The sequence below is a fragment of the Parabacteroides distasonis ATCC 8503 genome, from assembly GCF_000012845.1.
In the GTDB taxonomy this organism is placed as follows: domain Bacteria; phylum Bacteroidota; class Bacteroidia; order Bacteroidales; family Tannerellaceae; genus Parabacteroides; species Parabacteroides distasonis.
This window is the reverse complement of sequence record NC_009615.1, coordinates 4,769,300-4,790,000: the sequence shown is the minus strand read 5'-3', so window position 1 is coordinate 4,790,000 and position 20,701 is coordinate 4,769,300. Positions and strand designations below refer to the sequence as shown.

Sequence of the window (20,701 nt, the reverse complement as noted above, 5' to 3'; positions counted from 1 at the left end):
GTTCCACTTGACTCTATCTTGCCACGTCGTGGTCCTACAACCCCCGTGTCGCCTAGACGACATGGGTTTGGGCTCTTCCGTGTTCGCTCGCCACTACTTACGGAATCATTGTTTATTTTCTCCTCCTATGGGTACTTAGATGTTTCAGTTCCCCACGTTCGCCTCCCTTACGGGATGACAGGCCTTCAGCCTGCCGGGTTGCCCCATTCGGATATCCCGGGATCAAGGGCTATTTGCGCCTCCCCCGGGCTTTTCGCAGCTTATCACGTCCTTCGTCGCCTCCGAGAGCCAAGGCATCCACCGTCTGCCCTTGCTTACTTTCTCTCACCTCGTACTTTACGTACGGGTTGATATATCTTAAGCTCGCTCTACTTGTTTCTTCTTTTTGATGTCCAACATGTCAAAGATCCTCTTTCCCTCGCGGGATGTGTGGAGAATAACGGATTCGAACCGTTGACCCTCTGCGTGCAAAGCAGATGCTCTAGCCAGCTGAGCTAATCCCCCTCATTCGGAGTAGTCCCAGGCAGAGTTGAACTGCCGACCTCTACATTATCAGTGTAGCGCTCTAACCAACTGAGCTATAGGACTGTCAACTTTGCCAAGACTTACGTCCCAGCTTCATCTTTTTCTCTCCGACCGGCCTTCCGGTCATTGATCTATATAATAAACATAATCTCAACAGCAGCACAAGGGATCAATACCTCGTATGACCTCGGTACGGAATCCTGAAGCTCCAGAAAGGAGGTGTTCCAGCCGCACCTTCCGGTACGGCTACCTTGTTACGACTTAGCCCCAGTCACCAGTTTTACCCTAGGCCGATCCTTTCGGTTACGGACTTCAGGTACCCCCGGCTCCCATGGCTTGACGGGCGGTGTGTACAAGGCCCGGGAACGTATTCACCGCGCCATGGCTGATGCGCGATTACTAGCGAATCCAGCTTCACGGAGTCGGGTTGCAGACTCCGATCCGAACTGAGACGTGGTTTGGGGATTCGCTCCCTGTCGCCAGGTGGCCTCCCTTTGTCCACGCCATTGTAACACGTGTGTCGCCCCGGATGTAAGGGCCGTGCTGATTTGACGTCATCCCCGCCTTCCTCGCAGCTTACGCTGGCAGTCCCACCAGAGTCCTCAGCCTAACCTGTTAGTAACTAGTGGCAAGGGTTGCGCTCGTTATGGCACTTAAGCCGACACCTCACGGCACGAGCTGACGACAACCATGCAGCACCTCGCAAACGGCTATTGCTAGAAAAGGTGTTTCCACCTCGGTCCGAATGCGTTCAAACCCGGGTAAGGTTCCTCGCGTATCATCGAATTAAACCACATGTTCCTCCGCTTGTGCGGGCCCCCGTCAATTCCTTTGAGTTTCACCGTTGCCGGCGTACTCCCCAGGTGGATCACTTAACGCTTTCGCTGTGCCGCTTACAGTGTATCGCAAACAGCTAGTGATCATCGTTTACTGCGTGGACTACCAGGGTATCTAATCCTGTTTGATCCCCACGCTTTCGTGCATCAGCGTCAGTAATGGCTTGGCAGGCTGCCTTCGCAATCGGGGTTCTGCGTGATATCTATGCATTTCACCGCTACACCACGCATTCCGCCTGCCTCAAACATACTCAAGCCCCCCAGTTTCAACGGCAATTCTATGGTTGAGCCACAGACTTTCACCGCTGACTTAAAAGGCCGCCTACGCACCCTTTAAACCCAATAAATCCGGATAACGCTCGGATCCTCCGTATTACCGCGGCTGCTGGCACGGAGTTAGCCGATCCTTATTCATAAGGTACATACAAAACGGGACACGTCCCGCACTTTATTCCCTTATAAAAGAGGTTTACGATCCATAGAACCTTCATCCCTCACGCGACTTGGCTGGTTCAGCCTCTCGGCCATTGACCAATATTCCTCACTGCTGCCTCCCGTAGGAGTTTGGTCCGTGTCTCAGTACCAATGTGGGGGACCTTCCTCTCAGAACCCCTATCCATCGTCGGTTTGGTGGGCCGTTACCCCGCCAACTGCCTAATGGAACGCATGCCTATCTATCAGCGATGAATCTTTAGCAAATATTCCCATGCGGGATCCCTGCTTCATGCGGTATTAGTCCGACTTTCGCCGGGTTATCCCCCTCTGATAGGCAAGTTGCATACGCGTTACTCACCCGTGCGCCGGTCGCCGGCGGTGTATTGCTACACCCCGCTGCCCCTCGACTTGCATGTGTTAAGCCTGTCGCTAGCGTTCATCCTGAGCCAGGATCAAACTCTTCGTTGTTTAAATTGTTTCTTAATATCCTCGCTCCGGAATCCGTTTATCGTAGTCCAAAGTCATACTTCTTTTGACGGTATTAATCCGGAGAATCTCTTCTCCAATACTTGTACTACTTGTTGAATTATGTAAATCTCTCAAAGAACTCTTCTGTCGCTTTCGTTTTGCGAACGTGGCTGCAAAGATAAGGACTTTTATTTTAAACTTCCAAATTATTCCGGAACTTTTTTTCTAAAAGTTTGTTTCATCATTTTGTACCGGCGTTCTCTCTCGAATGCGGGTGCAAAAGTAGTGTTATAAAACATAACCTCCAAACTTTTTCGGATTTTTTTTGCAATATTTTTTTCATGAGGGGGATTGCGTACATTGAAATAATACGTGACGCTCTTTTTTAACTTACGAGTCACCACGTGTACCGAAAACAGGGCTCTCACGAGTGCTTTTACACGTATAAAAACGATAAACAGGTCCTGGCGACGAGAGGAAATCACACGGGAAAAACGGCTTTCTGCTCATGGAATCACGAGAAAATCGCTCTGTACACGTGCTTTTGGGCCACGTACAATGTGAGTTTAGGCCGATTATATCGCCCCAAAGACTAAAAAAGGGCTAAGAGAACAGTATTACATAAACAACTGTCTATCTATACTTTAAGACATCAAGAAAATCTTCCAAAAAAATCACAGGGCGCATTAGGGCGCATCTTTACGTGTTCGCAAAAACATTTTACAAAAAAAAATATATTACTCCATCTATATATAAGTAAGACGCTAATTTTTTTATAATATAAAAGTTTTACAAACCTCGCAAAGATGCGCCCTTTGCGCCCTGAACCATCCCCTACCAACTTATCAGGGATACAAAAAAAGCCTATGGGACACGGCCGTAAAGTCATTGAGATAACACCTCTATCCCATTGACTTTACCACCGTTTCCCATTGAGATACTATCGCAAACCCGACACTTCAAGAAGGGATAATCATTCCCCAGATAGGCGTCTTGACCATGAACACGAATAGTTCGCTCGCAACTGAACTGAACCGCACCATCGTCCCGTTAATCGCTACCCGTCCCATGATAGGGACAAATCCGTTCTTCTCCTTGCTGCCGTTCACATAAATTTGACTTCTCCCAATATCCACAATTTGCCCCTACCTTCTTCATATTCAATTTTAATTGCGCCAATCTGGGCTTTTTATAAGGTTATTACGGAGATTTTCCGTAAATTTGTAGAAATAAGACAGCCAATAATATTTATAAAAATATGCGAGAAAAACTCTCCTATCCTGTTAGGATCATCATATCCTTACTATCCATTTTTCTCTGGAGCTTTCCGGCAGAAGGGCAGGATAGTGAAAGCTTAAAAAAGCAATTAGATCAAAAGCTAAACTCTTTCGCAAGGCAATATGTGTCTTCACGCACCATTAAGATTGACTCCATCCTCATACAGAAGAAGAAAGTCACGCTTTTCGCCAATGAAGCTTTGGAGGACATCCCTTTTCGGGAATACAACGTTTCTGAGCTTTACGCAAGTATAGCTCCCCTATTCCCCAATGCCTCCAAGATCGTCATCTTGACCCGAGATACAGACATTGAGAGCTTGATTCCCGAATACGACAGAAAAGGACGTCCCAACAAAAAGAGGCTATACTCCATTAAAGAGAGTAAATACCCGCTAACCCGTAGCCTATCCACCCCTCATGAGATAAAAAACGGATTACAAAACCGTCATATCGCCCTTTGGCAAAGCCATGGTTTATATTACGCCCAGACCGCCCATCGCTGGGAATGGCAACGGGCTCGCATGTTCGGCACCGTGGAGGACTTATTTACGCAGAGTTTTGTTCTTCCTTATCTGACCCCGATGCTTGAAAACGCAGGAGCGACTATTCTTATCCCCCGGGAAAGGGACACTCAAATACACGAAATCATTATCGACAATGATCGCTCTACTCCGGGATCCGAGTATAAGGAATTGGATGGAGAGAAAGCTTGGTCGGATGGGGAGAAAGCCGGATTTGGGCATATTCAAGCTACTTATACGAATGGGGAGAACCCTTTTACGCAAGGCACCTATCGGCAGACGGTCACACAGAGGAAAGGAAAAGAAAGTCTCATCGAGTGGATTCCCGAAATTCCGGAATCGGGGAATTACGCAGTCTATGCCTCCTATCAATCTTTTCCGAACAGCACAGAGCAGGCACTGTATACCATCCATCATGCCGGAGGGGAAACCACGATCGCCGTCAATCAAACGATGGGGGGTGGAACTTGGATCTATCTGGGAAATTTCAAATTCACGGCATATGGAAAAGCCCATGAGAGAATCGTATTGACGAATCAAAGCAATAAATCGGGAAAGATTATCACGGCAGACGCAATCAAGATCGGTGGCGGCATGGGGAACATCGCACGTAGCCCGCTAGAAAGTCCCTATCCGATAGAAGCAGAGACAAGCGGGTATCCACGGTTTACCGAGGCGGCCCGATATTGGCTACAATGGGCGGGAATGCCAGATAGTATCTATTCGAAAAGCGCTTTCCACAATGATTATCAAGACGACATTTACGCACGTCCCCGATGGGTTAATTATTTAAAAGAACAGACCCATATCCCTATCGACATGGCCTTCGCATTCCATTCCGACGCAGGAACCACCCCGGATGACTCAATTATAGGGACACTCGGCATCTATATGTCTAAAAGCAACGACGGAATCTACACCAACCGGAAAAGCCGGGAGATCGCCAGAGACCTAACCGACATGATCCAAACACAGATCCTGTCCGATGTCCGCAAGGTTTACAATCCTCAATGGAGCCGCCGGGGCATGTGGAATCAATCTTATATAGAGGCACGTATTCCCGATGTCCCAACGATGCTATTAGAATTACTATCCCATCAAAACTTCGCCGATATGCGTTACGGGTTAGACCCACGCTTCCATTTCCTTATCTGTAGGGCGATCTATAAAGGGATGCTCCGTTATATCTGTTTCCAGAATAAACAGGAGCCTATCGTACAACCGCTCCCACCTGATCGTCTGTATACGGAGCTCGTAGAAACGAATAAAGTGAGAATCGGCTGGAAAGCCGTACAGGATACTCTTGAGGAGAGTGCCTCACCAACCGCCTATATCCTTTATAGTCGAAAAGACAGCGGTGGATTCGATAACGGGACGCTCGTAAAAGGAGAAGAAATCATTCTTCCAATTGAGGCGGGTATTATCCATAGTTATAAGGTAGCTGCCGTAAATAAGGGAGGCATCAGTTTCCCTTCCGAGATCGTAAGTGTTTACCGGTCTCCTAAAGGTGAAAAGGATAAGACGGTATTAATCGTCAATGGATTCGACAGGATCAGTGGTCCAGCCAGTTTCGAGAGTGCGACGGATAGTTTAGCCGGCTTTCTTTATGCCGTCGACCGGGGAGTACCTTATCTGAATGATATCGCATTTATCGGGGATCAATTCGAATTCCGCCGTTCCGCCACATGGAACAGCAATGATAATAACGGGCATGGGGATAGTTACAACAATTACGCAGGCCAAGTCATAGCGGGCAATACCTTCGATTATCCTTTCATACATGGGCAGGCCATGGCCGGGACCGGTTATTCCTTTGTCTCATGTAGCCATAAATCTTTGGCCGAGGGAGTCGTAAAGCCGGATACGTATCCGATTATTGACTTGATTTTAGGAAAACAGCGCCAACCGGTTATCACTCCCGTTTTACAGGATACGCTTCGCAGCTACCTTGCCCAAGGCGGCAACTTGCTTGTAAGCGGGACGAATCTTTTCTCCGACAGCTGGGGCAACGCACAAGACCGTACGTTCGTCGAGGAGGTACTAAAAGGGAAGTTGGCTAGCCGTAATGCCAGCAAGGAGGGAATCGTAAACAGTTGCGCATCCCCTTACGGATATATAAACGGCAGATACACGTTCCGGACACGTCCGAACCCTATTTGCTACTCGATCGAGTCGGTAGACGGTGTACTTCCGGCGGATAAGCTCGCCCATACCATCTTGAGATATCCGGAGAACAATATCGGGGCGGGAATCGTTTATGAAGGGAAATATCGGACTTGTTCGCTCGGTTTCCCGTTTGAGGCACTTCAAACACCGTCGGAACGAAATCGACTCATGGAGTCCATCTTACGCTTTTTCTCCATTCAACAACAAAATAAAATACAGTATATACAATGAAACGAATCAATTGCTTTATCCCTTATGGAAAAATAGAGGCTACACGACAAACGGTAGCGCAATTGGCCGAGTCGTCCTTAGTGAGTCAGATCTATCTAATCACGGACGATCCCCACGCCAAGGCTATTTATCCCTGCAACTTAATCCGCACGGAGAATATATGGAGCACGAAGACCCTCCGGGAAATAGCCGGCTATGCCAGTGCCCATTATACGTTAATTTATACGAAGACTGAAGAGCTTCAATTAGGCATGTATGCCCTAGAGCGTTTTGTCGCCATCGCCGACGATACGAGATCCGGTATGGTTTACTCCGATTATTACGAGAAGAAGGAGGGCAAACTCAACCCCCATCCGGTGATCGATTACCAGAAAGGAAGTCTTAGGGATGATTTCAATTTCGGCTCCCTCCTACTCTATCGTTCTTCCACGCTACAAAACGCCATAGCCTCCATGGATACGGAATATACATTCGCCGGACTCTACGACTTGCGCCTGAAAGTCTCCCAAAACGCTCCGCTGACGCATATCAACGAATATCTATATACAGAAGTAGAGAATGATTTACGGAAATCCGGAGAGAAGATGTTCGACTATGTAGATCCCAAGAACCGCTCCGTACAGATCGAGATGGAAGCCGCCTGTACAGATCATTTAAAGATGATAGGCGGCTACTTGCCCCCTCATTTCAAGCCAGTCCGTTTTGACGAGCAGACATTTCAAACGGAAGCCTCCGTTATTATCCCTGTACGTAACCGTGTACGGACGATCGAGGACGCTATCCGTTCCGTACTGCGACAAGAGGCGTCCTTCCCTTTCAACCTAATCATTATCGATAATCATTCCACGGATGGCACCTCCGAGCGAATCCAAGCGATCGCCGCCACGGACCTTCGTATTATCCATATCCAGCCGGAGCGTGACGATCTCGGCATCGGGGGGTGCTGGAATATAGGAATACACCATTCGGCTTGCGGCAAGTTCGCCATCCAATTGGATAGTGATGATGTATACAGTGACGAGCATACCCTGCGTAAGATCGTGGAAGCCTTCTACGAGCAGCGATGCGCCATGGTGGTCGGAACCTACCGAATGACCGATTTCGATATGCGAACCATCCCGCCCGGAATTATCGACCATAAAGAATGGACTCCCGAGAACGGCCGCAATAACGCCCTCCGCATCAACGGGCTTGGAGCGCCCCGAGCCTTTTATACACCCTTGCTACGGAAACTAAACCTCCCGAACACCAGTTACGGAGAAGATTACGCCCTCGGCCTACGTATCAGCCGCGAGTACCCGATCGGGCGGATCTACGACGTGCTGTACCTTTGCCGCCGTTGGGAAGATAACTCCGACGCCTCATTGGATGTCGTGAAAATGAACAACCATAATATATATAAGGATAAAATCAGGACTTGGGAACTCGAGGCCCGCTTAAACATGGAAAGACAATGAAACCAAACAACTGGGTCAGCTCATCGCAAGCGACCGAATTACTGTCCAAGCAACTCGTGACATGGCCATTGGCCGAGAAGAACTATAAGGCGCTGGAGGCCGTGCAAGTAAAATCCTTCGATATGGGAGGGTTCTCGATACGTGCGCAATTCAATCCCGCCCGTATTGTTTCCACCGGGGCCAAGGTAGATGCCCGATCCCTAAAAGAACGCAAATGCTTCCTATGTCCCGAGAACCTGCCGGTGGAACAGGAGCGGCTGCCTTTCGGCTTTCGCCATCTGGTATTGTGCAACCCCTACCCGATCTTCCCCCAGCATTTCACGATCCCTACCCGGAAACATACTCCGCAACTGATATTGCCGCAATGGAATGACTTCTTGGAACTGACAAGGAGACTCGCTCCCTTCACCGTCTTCTACAATGGACCCCGTAGCGGAGCCTCGGCACCGGATCATGCCCACTTCCAAGCAGTGACACGAGGCATCATGCCGCTGGATGAAGAGGTAACCCAATTTATACGACAATCGTATGCGAGTGTATACGACAACCGTATATACCCACTCACCGGCAACCTCCGCCCCGGCCTCGTCATCCAAGCCGCCACCGAAGAAGCCGCCACCCGGCTCTTCAAAAAGATCTACGCCGCTTTGCCGATACTTCCCGGTGAGCCCGAGCCGATGATGAATATCTTCGGCTCCTATTACGATAATAATTGGGTAATCACGGTAATCCCTCGTAAACGCCACCGCCCATGGCAATACGAGGCTGAGGGGAACGACCATCTCCTGTCCAGCCCGGGAGCTGCCGATATCGGAGGTCTTTTCATCACCCCTTTAGAAAAAGATTTCAAAAAGATCAACCCGGAGCTTCTGCGAGATGTTTACCAACAAGTATGCCTCAACGACCGGGACGTAGAGGAAATTTTCGTACATTTGTCATCTAATTAGTTTTCAATAGATATGAAACAATTCTTTAAAATGATGTTTGCCTCAACGCTAGGCGTTATGTTGGCAATGGGAATAATCCTGACGGTATTGATATCCATGACTATAGGATATATCGCCACCGTAGGTAGCACACCTGATTACACCCCCAAGAGCAATACGGTATTCAAGATCAAGCTAGACGGGACGCTAGCGGATAACCCGGCGGAGAATCCATTCTCTGCCTTGATGGGCGACAAGGAAAACATGCTGTCACTGAAGGACCTGCTCGAGACGATCCGGATAGCGAAACAGAATGACAAGATCGCGGGGATTTATATCGAATCGGGGCTTCTCTCCTCGGGTAGCGCCAGCTTGGAGGCAATCCGCCGATCGCTGATAGACTTCAAGGAAAGCGGCAAGTTCGTGGTAGCTTACGCCGATAATTTCACGCAAGGGAATTACTTCCTTTGTTCCGTAGCCGATAAGGTATTCTTGAATCCGCAAGGCATCCTTGAATTGACGGGACTCGCCTCGCAAACCCTATTCTACAAAGGACTGATGGATAAGGTAGGTATCGAGATGCAGATTTTTAAGGTAGGTACCTACAAAGGTGCCGTGGAGCCTTTTATGCTGGATAAGCTGAGCGAGGCGAACCGGGAGCAAATCCAATCGTATATCTCCACCATCTGGGATAATATAGCCGAAGGCATCGCCGAATCACGCGGCATCAGCGTGAACGATATCAACCATTACGCCAATGAGGGGCTTTTCTTCGCAGACCCTGTGAAAACGGTAGAATGTGGCTTTATAGACGAATTGAAGTATAAGCCGGAGGTAGAAGCATACGTCAAAGAGCTAGCCGGACAAAATGGAGAGAAACTGAGATCGGCCAACTTAGCTCAAATGAAAACCCTCAAGGCCTCACCCTCCAAAAACGCCCCGGAGATAGCCGTACTTTACGCCGAAGGCGAGATTAAGGCGCAAACACCCGGCAACTTTTACGATATCGAACAAAGTATCACGGAGAAAATGGCCGATGAGCTTATCAAGCTAAAAAACAATGATGACGTGAAAGCCGTGGTATTCCGTGTGAATTCCCCGGGAGGTAGCGCTTATATATCCGAGCAGATATGGCGTCAAGTTGTCGAGTTGAAAAAGGTGAAACCTGTGGTCGTTTCCATGGGCAACGTAGCTGCCTCGGGAGGCTACTATATCTCATGCGCCGCTAATAAGATCATCGCCGAACCGAATACGTTGACCGGCTCCATCGGCATCTTCGGCATGTTCCCGAACGCCTCCGGATTATTCGGGAAACTAGCGTTGACCACGGACATCGTAAAGACGAACACATTCTCGGACTTAGGAGACCTCTCCCGTCCCATGACCGAGAGTGAGAAAGCACTGATACAGGGATACGTGGAAAGAGGCTACCAAACGTTCCTTTCCCGCTGCGCCGAAGGTAGAGGTATGACTACCGAAGCGGTCAACGCTATCGGACAAGGACGGGTATGGACGGGTGAGCAAGCGAAAGAAAGAGGTTTAGTCGATGAGCTGGGCGGTATTGAATTAGCTATAAGCACAGCGGCGGGGTTGGCTGATCTGGATCAGTATAGCGTAACTACCGTCAGCGGTTCCAAGAATTTCTTGGACGAGTTCTTGGAAAGCCAGCTCGGAGAGGTGAAACTCTCTATCGTCAAAAATGTATTGGGTAATGAGTTCGAGTACTTCAAGACGTTGAATAATATCAAGACGAATTGCGGAATCCAAGCTCGTATGCCTTACGATATGAAACCGTTATAATAACTGGACCATGCTGACAGATCATACGATTAAGTTCAATAAACTCCTCACTCCATTCTCTTTCCTTTATGGAATCGGGGTGAGATTCAGGAATCAGCTGTTCGACTGGAAAGTCCTTCGGACAGAGCGGTATGATCTGCCTATTATTTGCGTGGGGAACCTGACTGTCGGGGGGACCGGAAAAACTCCTCATACGGAATACATCATCCGTTTGATAAAAGACCGATACCGGGTAGCTGTACTCAGCCGTGGCTATAAACGGAAAACCTCCGGTTTCTTGTTGGCCGATCAGCGAAGTACCAGCAAGGATATCGGTGACGAGCCGTACCAAATGAAACGTAAGTTTCCAGATATTCTCGTTGCCGTAGACGCTGATCGCCGCAGGGGTATCCGCAATCTATTGGCTCTGCCAGAGAATAAGCGCCCGGATGTGATCGTGCTGGACGATGCCTTTCAACATCGATACGTCGCCCCCACGCTGAACATCCTTTTAACCGATTGCCACCGTCTTTATACGCAAGATAGGCTCTTGCCCGCAGGCCGTTTAAGGGAACCTATGGATGGCGCTCGACGTGCGGACGTGATCATTGTCACGAAATGTGAGTCATGCATACAACCTATAGACTTCCGGATCATAGAGGAGGATATACATCTCTCAGCTTATCAAGAGCTCTATTTCAGCCGTATTCTTTACGGGGAGCTGGAACCCGTCTTTTCCGGTAAAGCCCCCAGACGCACATTAAAAGGGCTGGCCTCTACTACAGAGGTTTTATTGGTATCCGGTATCGCATCCCCGGCACCTCTCGAAAAAGAGATCCATAAATATACGGAGCATGTCACCTCATTGATCTTTCCGGATCATCACGCCTTCGATCGGCATGACATCCAGAAAATACAAACGGCCTTCAAGCGGTTGACTTCTACAAGTAAATTGATAATCATCACGGAGAAAGATGCCGCCCGACTCCGTGACCTTCCTTCGCTTCCCATGGAATGGTTTTCTCATTTATATTGTTTGCCTATTACGGTGGGTTTCTGTATGGATCGGGAAAAACAATTTCAAGAATTAATAGTTAAACATATTGATACAAGAATAAAGAATCATCCTATATTACGTTAACAATCTTATGAGCAATAGAACAGAAATATCGACTTTGGGAGAGTTCGGGTTAATCCGTCATCTCACCGATAAAATAGAACTTAAAAATCCGAGTACGTTGAAAGGTGTTGGTGACGACGCAGCCGTACTAGATTACACAGACAAGCAAGTATTGGTTACGACAGACCTTTTGCTGGAAGGTATTCATTTCGATTTGATGTATGTGCCGTTGAAACATCTCGGCTATAAATCCGCAGTCGTAAACTTCTCCGATATTTACGCCATGAACGGCCGCCCGAAACAGATTACGGTATCATTGGGTATTTCCAAACGTTTCTGTGTAGAAGATCTCGAAGAATTCTACGAGGGCATTAAACTCGCTTGTGATATCTATGACGTAGATCTCGTTGGTGGCGACACTTCCGCCTCACGCACAGGGTTAGCGATCAGCATCACTTGCCTAGGCGAGGGAGAGAAAGGTAAAGTTGTCTATCGAAACGGAGCCAAGGAGACCGATCTTATTTGCGTGTCCGGCGATTTAGGGGCCGCCTACATGGGTCTCCAATTACTGGAACGGGAGAAAAGCATATTTAATGGGGAGAAAGATTTCACGCCCGATTTCTCTGGTAAAGAATATTTGTTGGAACGCCAATTAAAACCGGAAGCCCGCAAAGACATTGTCGAGGTTCTTGACCAAGCTGGAATCGTTCCGACCTCCATGATGGATATCTCCGACGGCCTCTCTTCGGAGTTGCTTCATATATCTAAAGAAAGTAATGTAGGTTGCCGAGTTTACGAAGATCGTATTCCTATCGATTACCAAACCGCAGCCATGGCAGAGCAGTTTAACATGAATCTGATAACCGCGGCATTGAATGGAGGTGAGGATTATGAACTCTTATTCACTGTTCCTTTAGCAGATCATGATAAGGTGTCGGAAATGAAAGGTATTAAGGTGATCGGTCATATAACAAAGCCGGAGTTAGGCAATTATCTTGTCGGTCGTGACGGAGGTGAAGTCGAGCTTAAGGCGCAAGGTTGGAACTCACTAAACTAAAAAGAAATATCCGCTCTGAATTCACGAATGCAAAGCGGTCCGTCTCATTTTTATTGGGGGACGGACCGTTTTCCTATTATTTCACTTCAATGGATCCTAAATAATTATAGAAGAGTTCAAAATCACTTATCTTCAAGAAAGGTAAGTGATAAACATCCATCTTTATAATTTGCGCCTCTATAGCCATTTTCCCATACAAATCAGCCAAAGACATACTCTTTATATCACCGTTATGATAGACCTTATTCTTTTTCTCGGGAAGCTGTACCTTCTTATCCAAGAAACGGATATAAGTATAAGAAGTAGCCAGCGGCGTATTATAAGTAGGCACTTTTCCGACTTTCCTCATATCATAAAACCCTTTCGCACGAGCCGTCTCACAAGGGACATTCATGAACTCTGGTATATTCACAAATCGAAAGACACAATCATCCCATTTACAAAAGCCAATCTTAGCCAACGCATCCGGCTGGTCTGTCTTAATTTGTGGGCACCACAACCCTTTTAATGGAAAGATCTGCTTATCCATATCATATTGTAACATCTCCGACTGACTCTCAATACGAAACACCTTACTAAAATCAACGTCCCCTAACGCCTTTTCCAATTTAGCGGCATATTCTTTCTTAAGATCCGCCATAGTAAATGGATCGGCTTGATTTTTCTCTACCAGATTCTTATCACAATGAGCCATATACCTTACTATCACATCGTCATCAACTGTCACATTATTTAATTTAAGCGCATAAACAAATAAGAGATCGGACGTTAAATCGACCATACCTTCAACTTCGCTTTTAAAATATTCCGAAACAATATTCCCTTGACTAAGCGCATCATTAATATTTATACAAAGACGCCGTCCATCCAGTTCTACCACGACAAGAGGATGCGTTTCTACCTCAGAATAAACGCCCATACCCTCAAAGAGTTTCTTATCGTAATCTGGAATATCAACGATCACCGCCTCTTGACTAGCCAGATTCTCTTTCGGCATCGTAGAAATCTTCCCATCCTTTGTAAACGTCCTAACAAACAAATATCCGGAAACCTTAGGGACACCAAACATAATCTTATCCCCTTTTTTATACACTTTCCCATCACAGGCAGACACCGCATCACGAGTTCCTATCCCAGCAGCAAATGCCAAACATACCCAACTTAAAACAATACTCCAAATTACTTTCTTCATATCTATAGCTTATTAATCATTCTCTACCCGCTTCCAAAAATAAGTAAAAATCCATATTTATCTACACGCTCCCCCTATTTACCCTGCTTATAGCAGCTAATTCCCCCTCTACCCTCAAATATTTTCAAAAAATCCACCGCCACCTATTGCATATATCAAAAAAGTCCGTATCTTTGCACCCGTAATCGAAACAACGATATACAAAACGACATGATGGTGCCATAGCTCAGTTGGTAGAGCAAAGGACTGAAAATCCTTGTGTCCCCGGTTCGATTCCTGGTGGCACCACTTTTAAGAAAAGAAAAACGATGTAAATCCCTGAATTTCAAACAAGTTCAGGGATTTTTCATTTCCAAGAATAGGCAAAATAAGTGGGATTGAAGCAGACGGCACGTCCTTATTCGGGGGACGGTTTTAGAAAGCCTAAAATGTTACACAACACAAGTGCTACTTCGTTTTTTTACAGCACGTTGATCTATTTTACATAACCAGGTTCTCGGTTCGATTTCCTAATTTTGTATCATTAAAAATTGAGCCGTATGGAAAGAGAAATATTCAGCGTGTTGTTCTTCATCAAGCGTAGTAAACCGTTAAAAACGGGAAAGTACCTTTGCGTGTGAAATTCTATCAGATTTACCAAGACTTGGAATTGGAGGAAAAGATTGTCTCCGCACGTGCCATAGTAAACCGCTATCAGGAAAAGGACGAAACTTTCAAAACATTATACAATGTGTTCAAGGAGTATAACGACAACTTGGAAACTCCAATGAAACAGATCCCCAATATCCAACTTAAATTGACCCCCGATTTATTTTTCCTAAAATACAAAAAAATATCACATAATCAGTTTATTAGTTTTCGATTTGTGCTGGGTTTATAATTTTTATTTACTGCCAATATAATCATTCATTTCTTCCCGCAAATTTTGTGTATGGACTCTCCGTGCAGCTCAATTCTTGCGGCTTGGTGAGTTATTCTGTCCATGACTACGCCGGCTATTGTCTTCTTGCCGATGACATCATACCTGTCTTTGACCGGCAATTGTGATGTAATCAGTGTTGATTTCTTACCATATCGGTCTTTGATGATGTCCATCAGATGCATTCTGCTTCCGTTGTCCAACGGCTGCAAGCCGAAATCATCCTGTATAAGCATATCCGTCCTTTCTATCTTTTTCAGCTCCTACAGGATGCTACCTTTTACCTTGGTGGCCTTCAACTGCCCTAAAAGTCTGGAAGTATTGGCATACAGCACTTTCAATCCTTTCTGGCAGACTCTGTATCCCAAGGCTGTGGTAATGTAGCTCTTTCCTGTACCGGAGCTTCCCATGACAAACAAGTCGCACGCCTCCTTGACAAATCTTGTTCATGCTGATTGATTTATTGGGAATACTATCTGTTTTGTCTATTTAATAGATTAATGTAGAATTATGAACTGATTCTGTAACTCTTTTAATGTTTTTTGGGGTGGGGCAATTTAAATTGGATTTTGGGGGACTCTTTAGATAGGATAATGGGGGGACAGTTTATACCAGATTTTCCACCTGTCAATACACAGAAGAATTTTCATTGTTTATTACCGAAAAATAGAAGCAGTCTCTACAAAAAAAGACTGCTTCTGCTTCATTTCTAAAACAAATCAAAAAACAAATATGCTCAACTATTAATCTTAATTTTCTTTTAAGAAACGGATGATAACACAGGTTTGTCTGATACGGAAAACAAGTGCTCACTAAGCGCCTTCAAAGCATGCACTTTATCTTCCGCTTTCATCACCAACGATACATTACTACTACTTCCGCCGTATGAAATCATCCGTACGGGAATATCTTTCAATGCATTGATGATGCGTGCCTCAAAACCGACATTTTGCCATTCCAGGTCACCAACAACACAAACAATCACCATATTCTTTTCGACTGTAATCGTTGCGTATTTCCGTAATACACCCACAATCTCGTCTATATGCTTGTCATCATCAATCGTTACGGAAACCCCGATATCGGAAGTGGTCACCATGTCCACCGGCGTATTGTAATTATAGAACGTATCAAACACGATGCTCAGAAAATGAGGTGTCGGTATCATATGGAGCGACTTGATCTTGACATACGTGATGTTGTCTTTGGCGGCAACAGCTTTGATCGCACCCTTTTCCGCCGTGTTCGAGATCAATGTACCCGACGCACTTGGCTGCAATGCGTTCAAGAGACGTACCGGTATGTTCTTTTCCTTGGCAGGCAGGATGCAAGTCGGATGTAGTATCTTGGCACCGAAATGTGCCAACTTAGCGGCTTCGTCGAAGTTCAACTGCCTAACAGGAGCGGTGTCATTGACAAACCGTGGATCGTTGTTGTGCATCCCATCAATATCCGTCCATATCTGTATCTCTTCTGCTTGGATAGCCGCCCCAATTAGAGAGGCGGTGTAATCGCTTCCTCCTCTTTCCAAGTTGTCAATGCTGCCGTAAGCATTCCGGCAGATGAAACCTTGCGTAATATATATTTCTGCCTCTTTGTTTTGCTCCAAAAGTGTATTTAGGTGTTTAGCGATATATTCCATGTCCGGTTCATTGTCCATTGTAATCCGCATGAAGTTCAACGCAGGCAATAAAACTACCTTCACTCCTTGTTCTTCCAGATAGCAGGTCATCAGAAAGGTTGATATTAGCTCACCCTGCGCCAAGATTTCCTTTTCATCGAACATGCTGAAAGGCATATTAGAGAAAGACCAGACATGTTGAGACCGTTCGAGCATGTATTGCATGGCTTTTTCCTTGTAGACATCGCTCCGGTATAATTCTTCTATATGATTGACATAAGCCTGCTCCAAGGAAGAAAGGACCGCATTGGCTTTTTCCGGATCTTTCTTATGGAAGCACTCAGATATCTCCACTAAAGAGTTTGTTGTCCCTGCCATGGCAGAGAGTACTACTATTTTCTGTTCCTGATCGCAAATGATTGATGCGACATTCTTGATCCGCTGGGCAGAACCGACTGAAGTACCACCAAATTTTAATACTTTCATTAGACTATCTGATTTTTGATTTTACTTTTTATACATTGAATCTGATCACGAACGTGCTACCTTTACCGACTTCGCTTTCGATACGGATCGTACCACCATGAGCTTCCACAAAGTCCTTGCTGATGGCAAGTCCCAAACCGCTACCTTGTACTTTTGTTCCCGGCACACGGAAATAGTGGTCGAAAATACTTTCGTGGTAACGCGAGTCAATGCCCTTTCCGAAGTCCTTGACATAGATCTCGACGGCTTTGTCGATCTGTCGTGCACCGATGATAATCCGTCCGTTCTCCGACGAATAACGGATGGCGTTCGATAACAGGTTGGTCACAACCCAAGCAATTTTCTCGCTGTCGACAAACAATTTGGTGATCTTTTCAGGATACTCCACTTCGATCTGACAGTTAAAACGCTCGGCCTGTACCCGGTTCGCCTTGATGGCATAGTCGATCAGTTCGATCGGTTTGGTAATCTTCGGATTCAGGTAGAGCTTACCGCTTTCTACCTGTGACATCTTCAACAATTCGCCAGTGATCTCCAACAAACGGTCACTATTTTCCTTTATGTTCTTGGAAAGGCTCTCCTGTTCTGTATTCAGTTTTCCGATCCGATTGTCTTCCAGCAGTTCCAAACTCATCATGATAGCAGATATCGGTGTCTTCAGTTCATGAGAGATCGTTGAAATAAAGGTTGTCTTTGCAATATCTTTTTCTTTAAATTCGGTCACGTTCTTCAACAGGATCACATCCCCGACATACTTACTCTCCAGTCCAGTCTGCCTGTTAACGTTGATCGGGATGTATTTTACTTGAAAATAGCTTTCCTTGTTGTCTGCGTAGATTTTCAACGGATCCTTATTGTCATCGGGATGTACCAACTGGCGGATCAAACGGCGCAGCAGATCATTTTTTAACGCCACTTCGGGAGCCGGTTTGTCGATAATGTTTTCCCGTGTCAAATTCAAAACAGTCAAAGCCTCGTCATTGACAAACAAAATCTTCCGTTCCTTACTCAAGCCTATGATAGGTTCTGCAATGCTGTTGATAATTGTTTCTATATATTTTTTCCCTTGCAGGATATCTTCCAGCGAACTGTTCCTGTATTCGGCCAAGCGCTCGGCCATCTCGTTGAACAACGTGGCTATTTCCTTAAACTCCGGTTCATTGCCCAAATTGAGCCGTTTGCTGTAATTGGCATTGGTGATTTCCTTGATGCCATCCGTCAATTTCTGGATCTGTACGCTGACCGAGCGTGGCAGGCGAGCCAGAAAGAGGAAGGCGATCACGATACAAGCAATTCCTACCGTCCAGATCCAAAAGAGAGACCTTTCCGCCGTATGGACAGCCACTTCATTCTTTTCATAAATGGCAGACATATTGACTGCCATAATGGTATAAATCGTCTGGCGTATCTGCCGAATCGATTCATCATCCATGTCATCCAACGCCTTTTCACAGTTCGAACTTAATCGGTTGGTTAGTACGTCTTCATCCTTCTCTGTCAGATTTTTTTTCTGAGCTTCCAACCCGGCCTCAAACTCTTTTCGAGCATTCGGATTTTCCCGAATGGCATCCAGTGACTCGAGCATCTGACGGGAATAAAGGAGTGAATTATAATTATCCGCTAGGATATTCTGCGTGTCATCCGATACATTATGAATGTTTTTTATAGCCAATCCACCTAATAAAGTGATCAGGACAAATAAAAGTCCTATCCCATAAGTCAACTTTGTTTTTATATTCATATTCATGGAAGGATTTTTATGCTAATATTATTAAATCAATGCCTAATTGAGCCAACTCTTCTAACATGTTCCGATAGTGGACCATCGCAAGGATAGCGGAAGGATATTTTAAAGCTGGTCGTCCGATACATAGCGTACTGATTTGCTTTTCTTTACAAGCCTGTACGATCGCATCCGTTATATGTGGGGATTGCACTTGAATGATTTCTCCTCCAAGTTCCGTTGCCAACTTGAAATGGTTAAGCAAATGCCTTTGACTTGCCAACGGAATCCTGTCGGAACTTTCTCTTGGGGTTTGTACATACAGTACAAAAAACTTGGAATTATATCGGGTTGCCAACCGTGCGACTTTCCGTATGATCTTACGGGGAGTTTTCTCATTACTGCTGATGCAGGCCATAAACCTTTCGTGGCGTACGCCGAGATTCTCTGGAATGGTATTCTCCACTTTTTTTTCTACCCGCAAAGCTACCTCTTTCAATGCCAACTCCCTAAGCTGAAGAATATGTTCAGCCTTAAAGAAATTATTTAATGCTGTTTGTATCTTATCGGGTTTGTATATTTTTCCGGCTTTTAACCGAGCCAGCAGTTCGTCAGCAGTAAGGTCTATGTTGACCACTTCATCAGCCTGCTCCAGTACGATATCAGGAATACGTTCCTTGACCTCAATGCCAACCACGTCCTGCACCATCTCGTTAAGTCCTTCTATATGCTGAATATTGACCGCCGTGATCACACTGATACCGGCATCCAGTATATCCATGACATCCTGCCAACGCTTTTCGTTCTTACTGCCTTCGACATTGGTATGAGCCAATTCGTCAACGATGACAACTTCAGGATGGATACTGAGAATCGACTGCAAGTCCATCTCTTCGATCTCTTTTCCTTTATAAAATATCTTGCGGCGGGGGATGATAGGCAATCCTTCCACCAATGCCTCCGTCTCGACTCGCCCATGTGTTTCTATATAACCGATCTTGACATCGATACCGCTTTCCAGTAATTGGTGGGCATCTGATAGCATCCGATACGATTTACCTACACCGGCAATCATGCCGATGTAGATTTTAAAATTGCCACGACGAGACTTTTTCAACAAATCTAAAAAATGTTGTACACTTTGTTCTCGGTCCATGCGTATTATTATATCAAGGTCTTAAAGAAATTCCCAAGACAAGATGGGCATCCTCCATGCGAGGGTTCCAAATTGCCTGTGTAAAAATAGGTAATGAGAAAGAATCCGTGATTTTGATATCTTTCGTTGCTTTCAATGCAACATTCGTTACTGCAAATCCACTATTTACATCACCTCCATACGTAGTTATTCCCGCATCATACGGAAGAACACCACAAGTTGCATTCAGATCGACGCCCTTCACTGTGAATGGAAAATTCAACTCCACATAAGAAGAATAGTTTTGGTTTCCATTTTCATCTTTGTCTTGACCGGCAAACATGAAATTCCAGGCGATAGACAAAGGTAACTTCTCAATAGGCAAAGTGTAAGCCAAACCTGCTTCAAAATGGTGATCTGTTTCATGGCTTTTGAAGTTAAAATAACGGCAAGAGCCTTGCCCTGCCCACCATAAGCTAGCGACAGATAATGTAGGACCAGCTGATCCGAATGTATACGCTGCCGTTAAATCTATCTCTTTAGCCGCAGGCATAGATGTAGAGTTTGCTCCCTGAAAATCGGTAGATCCCCAGGCTGTCAAAGAGAAATTACCTACCCCCAGTGATAGTGTCGGCTGGAAGCTAGCACCAGTCTGGTAGAAACCACGCCAAATATAGGAACTTACCAAATCTCCCTGCACAGAAAAACTTACTTTACCATCCTCTTCCTGTGCATTAGCCAACGTAGAAGATGCCATTGAGAATACAATTGCCAAGGCTGCTACTTTTTTTACGAATGATTTCATAACCTAAATCTAATTGACTTAT

Annotated in this window: 11 protein-coding genes, 3 tRNA genes, 2 rRNA genes and 3 pseudogenes (1 of these 19 only partly in view); 8 read left to right on the top strand and 11 right to left on the bottom strand. The window is 45.8% G+C overall.

The window, feature by feature from the left end:
* The 5 genes and pseudogenes from BDI_RS19795 to BDI_RS21490 all read right to left on the bottom strand — a co-directional run.
* A 23S ribosomal RNA gene (locus tag BDI_RS19795) occupies nt 1-324 on the bottom strand (it extends 2,555 nt beyond the left edge of the window).
* Nucleotides 325-430: 106 nt separating this feature from the next.
* Nucleotides 431-504, bottom strand: a tRNA-Ala gene (locus BDI_RS19790).
* 10 nt (nt 505-514) lie between these two features.
* Nucleotides 515-588: transfer RNA gene (locus tag BDI_RS19785), tRNA-Ile, on the bottom strand.
* 149 nt (nt 589-737) lie between these two features.
* Nucleotides 738-2,264, bottom strand: a 16S ribosomal RNA gene (locus BDI_RS19780).
* Together the 16S and 23S rRNA genes with 2 tRNA genes alongside form the textbook arrangement of a ribosomal RNA operon.
* 1,028 nt (nt 2,265-3,292) lie before the next feature.
* Nucleotides 3,293-3,403, bottom strand: a pseudogene (locus tag BDI_RS21490) (integrase); the annotation flags it as partial.
* A gap of 119 nt (nt 3,404-3,522) precedes the next feature.
* On the opposite strand from BDI_RS21490, the gene BDI_RS19775 reads away from it, so the two are divergent.
* From BDI_RS19775 to thiL, 6 genes are read left to right on the top strand one after another with little or no spacing between them, the layout of a single operon-like run.
* A complete protein-coding gene (locus BDI_RS19775) occupies nt 3,523-6,459 on the top strand; it encodes a xanthan lyase (protein ID WP_012056237.1) in 2,937 nt (978 codons plus the stop codon).
* Nucleotides 6,456-7,916 carry a glycosyltransferase family 2 protein gene (locus tag BDI_RS19770; RefSeq protein ID WP_009276081.1) on the top strand — a complete coding sequence of 487 codons (1,461 nt, stop codon included), beginning with the start codon at nt 6,456-6,458 and terminating at the stop codon, nt 7,914-7,916. Before BDI_RS19775 ends, BDI_RS19770 begins: the two co-directional genes overlap by 4 nt.
* Nucleotides 7,913-8,863 carry a DUF4922 domain-containing protein gene (locus BDI_RS19765; RefSeq protein ID WP_012056236.1) on the top strand — a complete coding sequence of 317 codons (951 nt, stop codon included), beginning with the start codon at nt 7,913-7,915 and terminating at the stop codon, nt 8,861-8,863. Before BDI_RS19770 ends, BDI_RS19765 begins: the two co-directional genes overlap by 4 nt.
* Nucleotides 8,864-8,893: 30 nt before the next feature.
* Nucleotides 8,894-10,642, top strand: coding sequence for a signal peptide peptidase SppA (gene sppA / locus BDI_RS19760; protein WP_080504993.1), 1,749 nt, complete (start codon nt 8,894-8,896; stop codon nt 10,640-10,642).
* A 10-nt stretch (nt 10,643-10,652) separates the two neighbouring features.
* Entirely contained in the window at nt 10,653-11,762 is a 1,110-nt protein-coding gene (gene lpxK, locus BDI_RS19755; protein ID WP_012056234.1) for a tetraacyldisaccharide 4'-kinase, read from the top strand.
* Between the two features lie 7 nt (nt 11,763-11,769).
* Nucleotides 11,770-12,798 carry a thiamine-phosphate kinase gene (gene thiL, locus BDI_RS19750; protein WP_005858417.1) on the top strand — a complete coding sequence of 343 codons (1,029 nt, stop codon included), beginning with the start codon at nt 11,770-11,772 and terminating at the stop codon, nt 12,796-12,798.
* 76 nt (nt 12,799-12,874) lie between these two features.
* On the opposite strand, the gene BDI_RS19745 is transcribed toward thiL, so the two are convergent.
* On the bottom strand, nt 12,875-13,990 hold the full coding sequence (locus BDI_RS19745) for a DUF4852 domain-containing protein (RefSeq protein WP_012056233.1): 1,116 nt from the start codon (nt 13,988-13,990) through the stop codon (nt 12,875-12,877).
* Between the two features lie 215 nt (nt 13,991-14,205).
* On the opposite strand from BDI_RS19745, the gene BDI_RS19740 reads away from it, so the two are divergent.
* A tRNA-Phe gene (locus BDI_RS19740) sits at nt 14,206-14,278 on the top strand.
* Nucleotides 14,279-14,529: 251 nt separating this feature from the next.
* Nucleotides 14,530-14,744, top strand: a pseudogene (locus BDI_RS21440) (site-specific integrase); the annotation flags it as partial.
* Between the two features lie 152 nt (nt 14,745-14,896).
* On the opposite strand, the pseudogene BDI_RS21315 reads toward BDI_RS21440, so the two are convergent.
* The 5 genes and pseudogenes from BDI_RS21315 to BDI_RS19705 form a co-directional block, all read right to left on the bottom strand.
* Nucleotides 14,897-15,319 (bottom strand): annotated as a pseudogene (locus BDI_RS21315) (ATP-binding protein).
* A gap of 350 nt (nt 15,320-15,669) precedes the next feature.
* Nucleotides 15,670-17,016, bottom strand: a complete 1,347-nt coding sequence (locus BDI_RS19720) for an aspartate kinase (protein WP_008779450.1) — start codon at nt 17,014-17,016, stop codon at nt 15,670-15,672.
* A 28-nt stretch (nt 17,017-17,044) separates the two neighbouring features.
* On the bottom strand, nt 17,045-18,763 hold the full coding sequence (locus BDI_RS19715) for a sensor histidine kinase (protein WP_012056232.1): 1,719 nt from the start codon (nt 18,761-18,763) through the stop codon (nt 17,045-17,047).
* 10 nt (nt 18,764-18,773) lie between these two features.
* Nucleotides 18,774-19,895: a sensor protein KdpD gene (locus tag BDI_RS19710; protein ID WP_005858479.1), complete on the bottom strand. Its 1,122-nt coding sequence runs from the start codon at nt 19,893-19,895 to the stop codon at nt 18,774-18,776.
* 13 nt (nt 19,896-19,908) lie between these two features.
* Nucleotides 19,909-20,679, bottom strand: a complete 771-nt coding sequence (locus tag BDI_RS19705) for a hypothetical protein (RefSeq protein WP_005858477.1) — start codon at nt 20,677-20,679, stop codon at nt 19,909-19,911.
* Nucleotides 20,680-20,701 lie beyond the last annotated feature (22 nt).

Bases quoted from the DNA above. Each gene is read 5' to 3' on its own strand.
- BDI_RS19770 (WP_009276081.1), top strand. From the start codon at position 6,456: ATGAAACGAATCAATTGCTTTATCCCTTATGGAAAAATAGAGGCTACA.
- thiL (WP_005858417.1), top strand. From the start codon at position 11,770: ATGAGCAATAGAACAGAAATATCGACTTTGGGAGAGTTCGGGTTAATC.
- BDI_RS19775 (WP_012056237.1), top strand. From the start codon at position 3,523: ATGCGAGAAAAACTCTCCTATCCTGTTAGGATCATCATATCCTTACTA.
- BDI_RS19710 (WP_005858479.1), bottom strand. From the start codon at position 19,895: ATGGACCGAGAACAAAGTGTACAACATTTTTTAGATTTGTTGAAAAAG.
- BDI_RS19765 (WP_012056236.1), top strand. From the start codon at position 7,913: ATGAAACCAAACAACTGGGTCAGCTCATCGCAAGCGACCGAATTACTG.
- BDI_RS19745 (WP_012056233.1), bottom strand. From the start codon at position 13,990: ATGAAGAAAGTAATTTGGAGTATTGTTTTAAGTTGGGTATGTTTGGCA.
- BDI_RS19705 (WP_005858477.1), bottom strand. From the start codon at position 20,679: ATGAAATCATTCGTAAAAAAAGTAGCAGCCTTGGCAATTGTATTCTCA.
- BDI_RS19720 (WP_008779450.1), bottom strand. From the start codon at position 17,016: ATGAAAGTATTAAAATTTGGTGGTACTTCAGTCGGTTCTGCCCAGCGG.
- sppA (WP_080504993.1), top strand. From the start codon at position 8,894: ATGATGTTTGCCTCAACGCTAGGCGTTATGTTGGCAATGGGAATAATC.
- BDI_RS19715 (WP_012056232.1), bottom strand. From the start codon at position 18,763: ATGAATATGAATATAAAAACAAAGTTGACTTATGGGATAGGACTTTTA.
- lpxK (WP_012056234.1), top strand. From the start codon at position 10,653: ATGCTGACAGATCATACGATTAAGTTCAATAAACTCCTCACTCCATTC.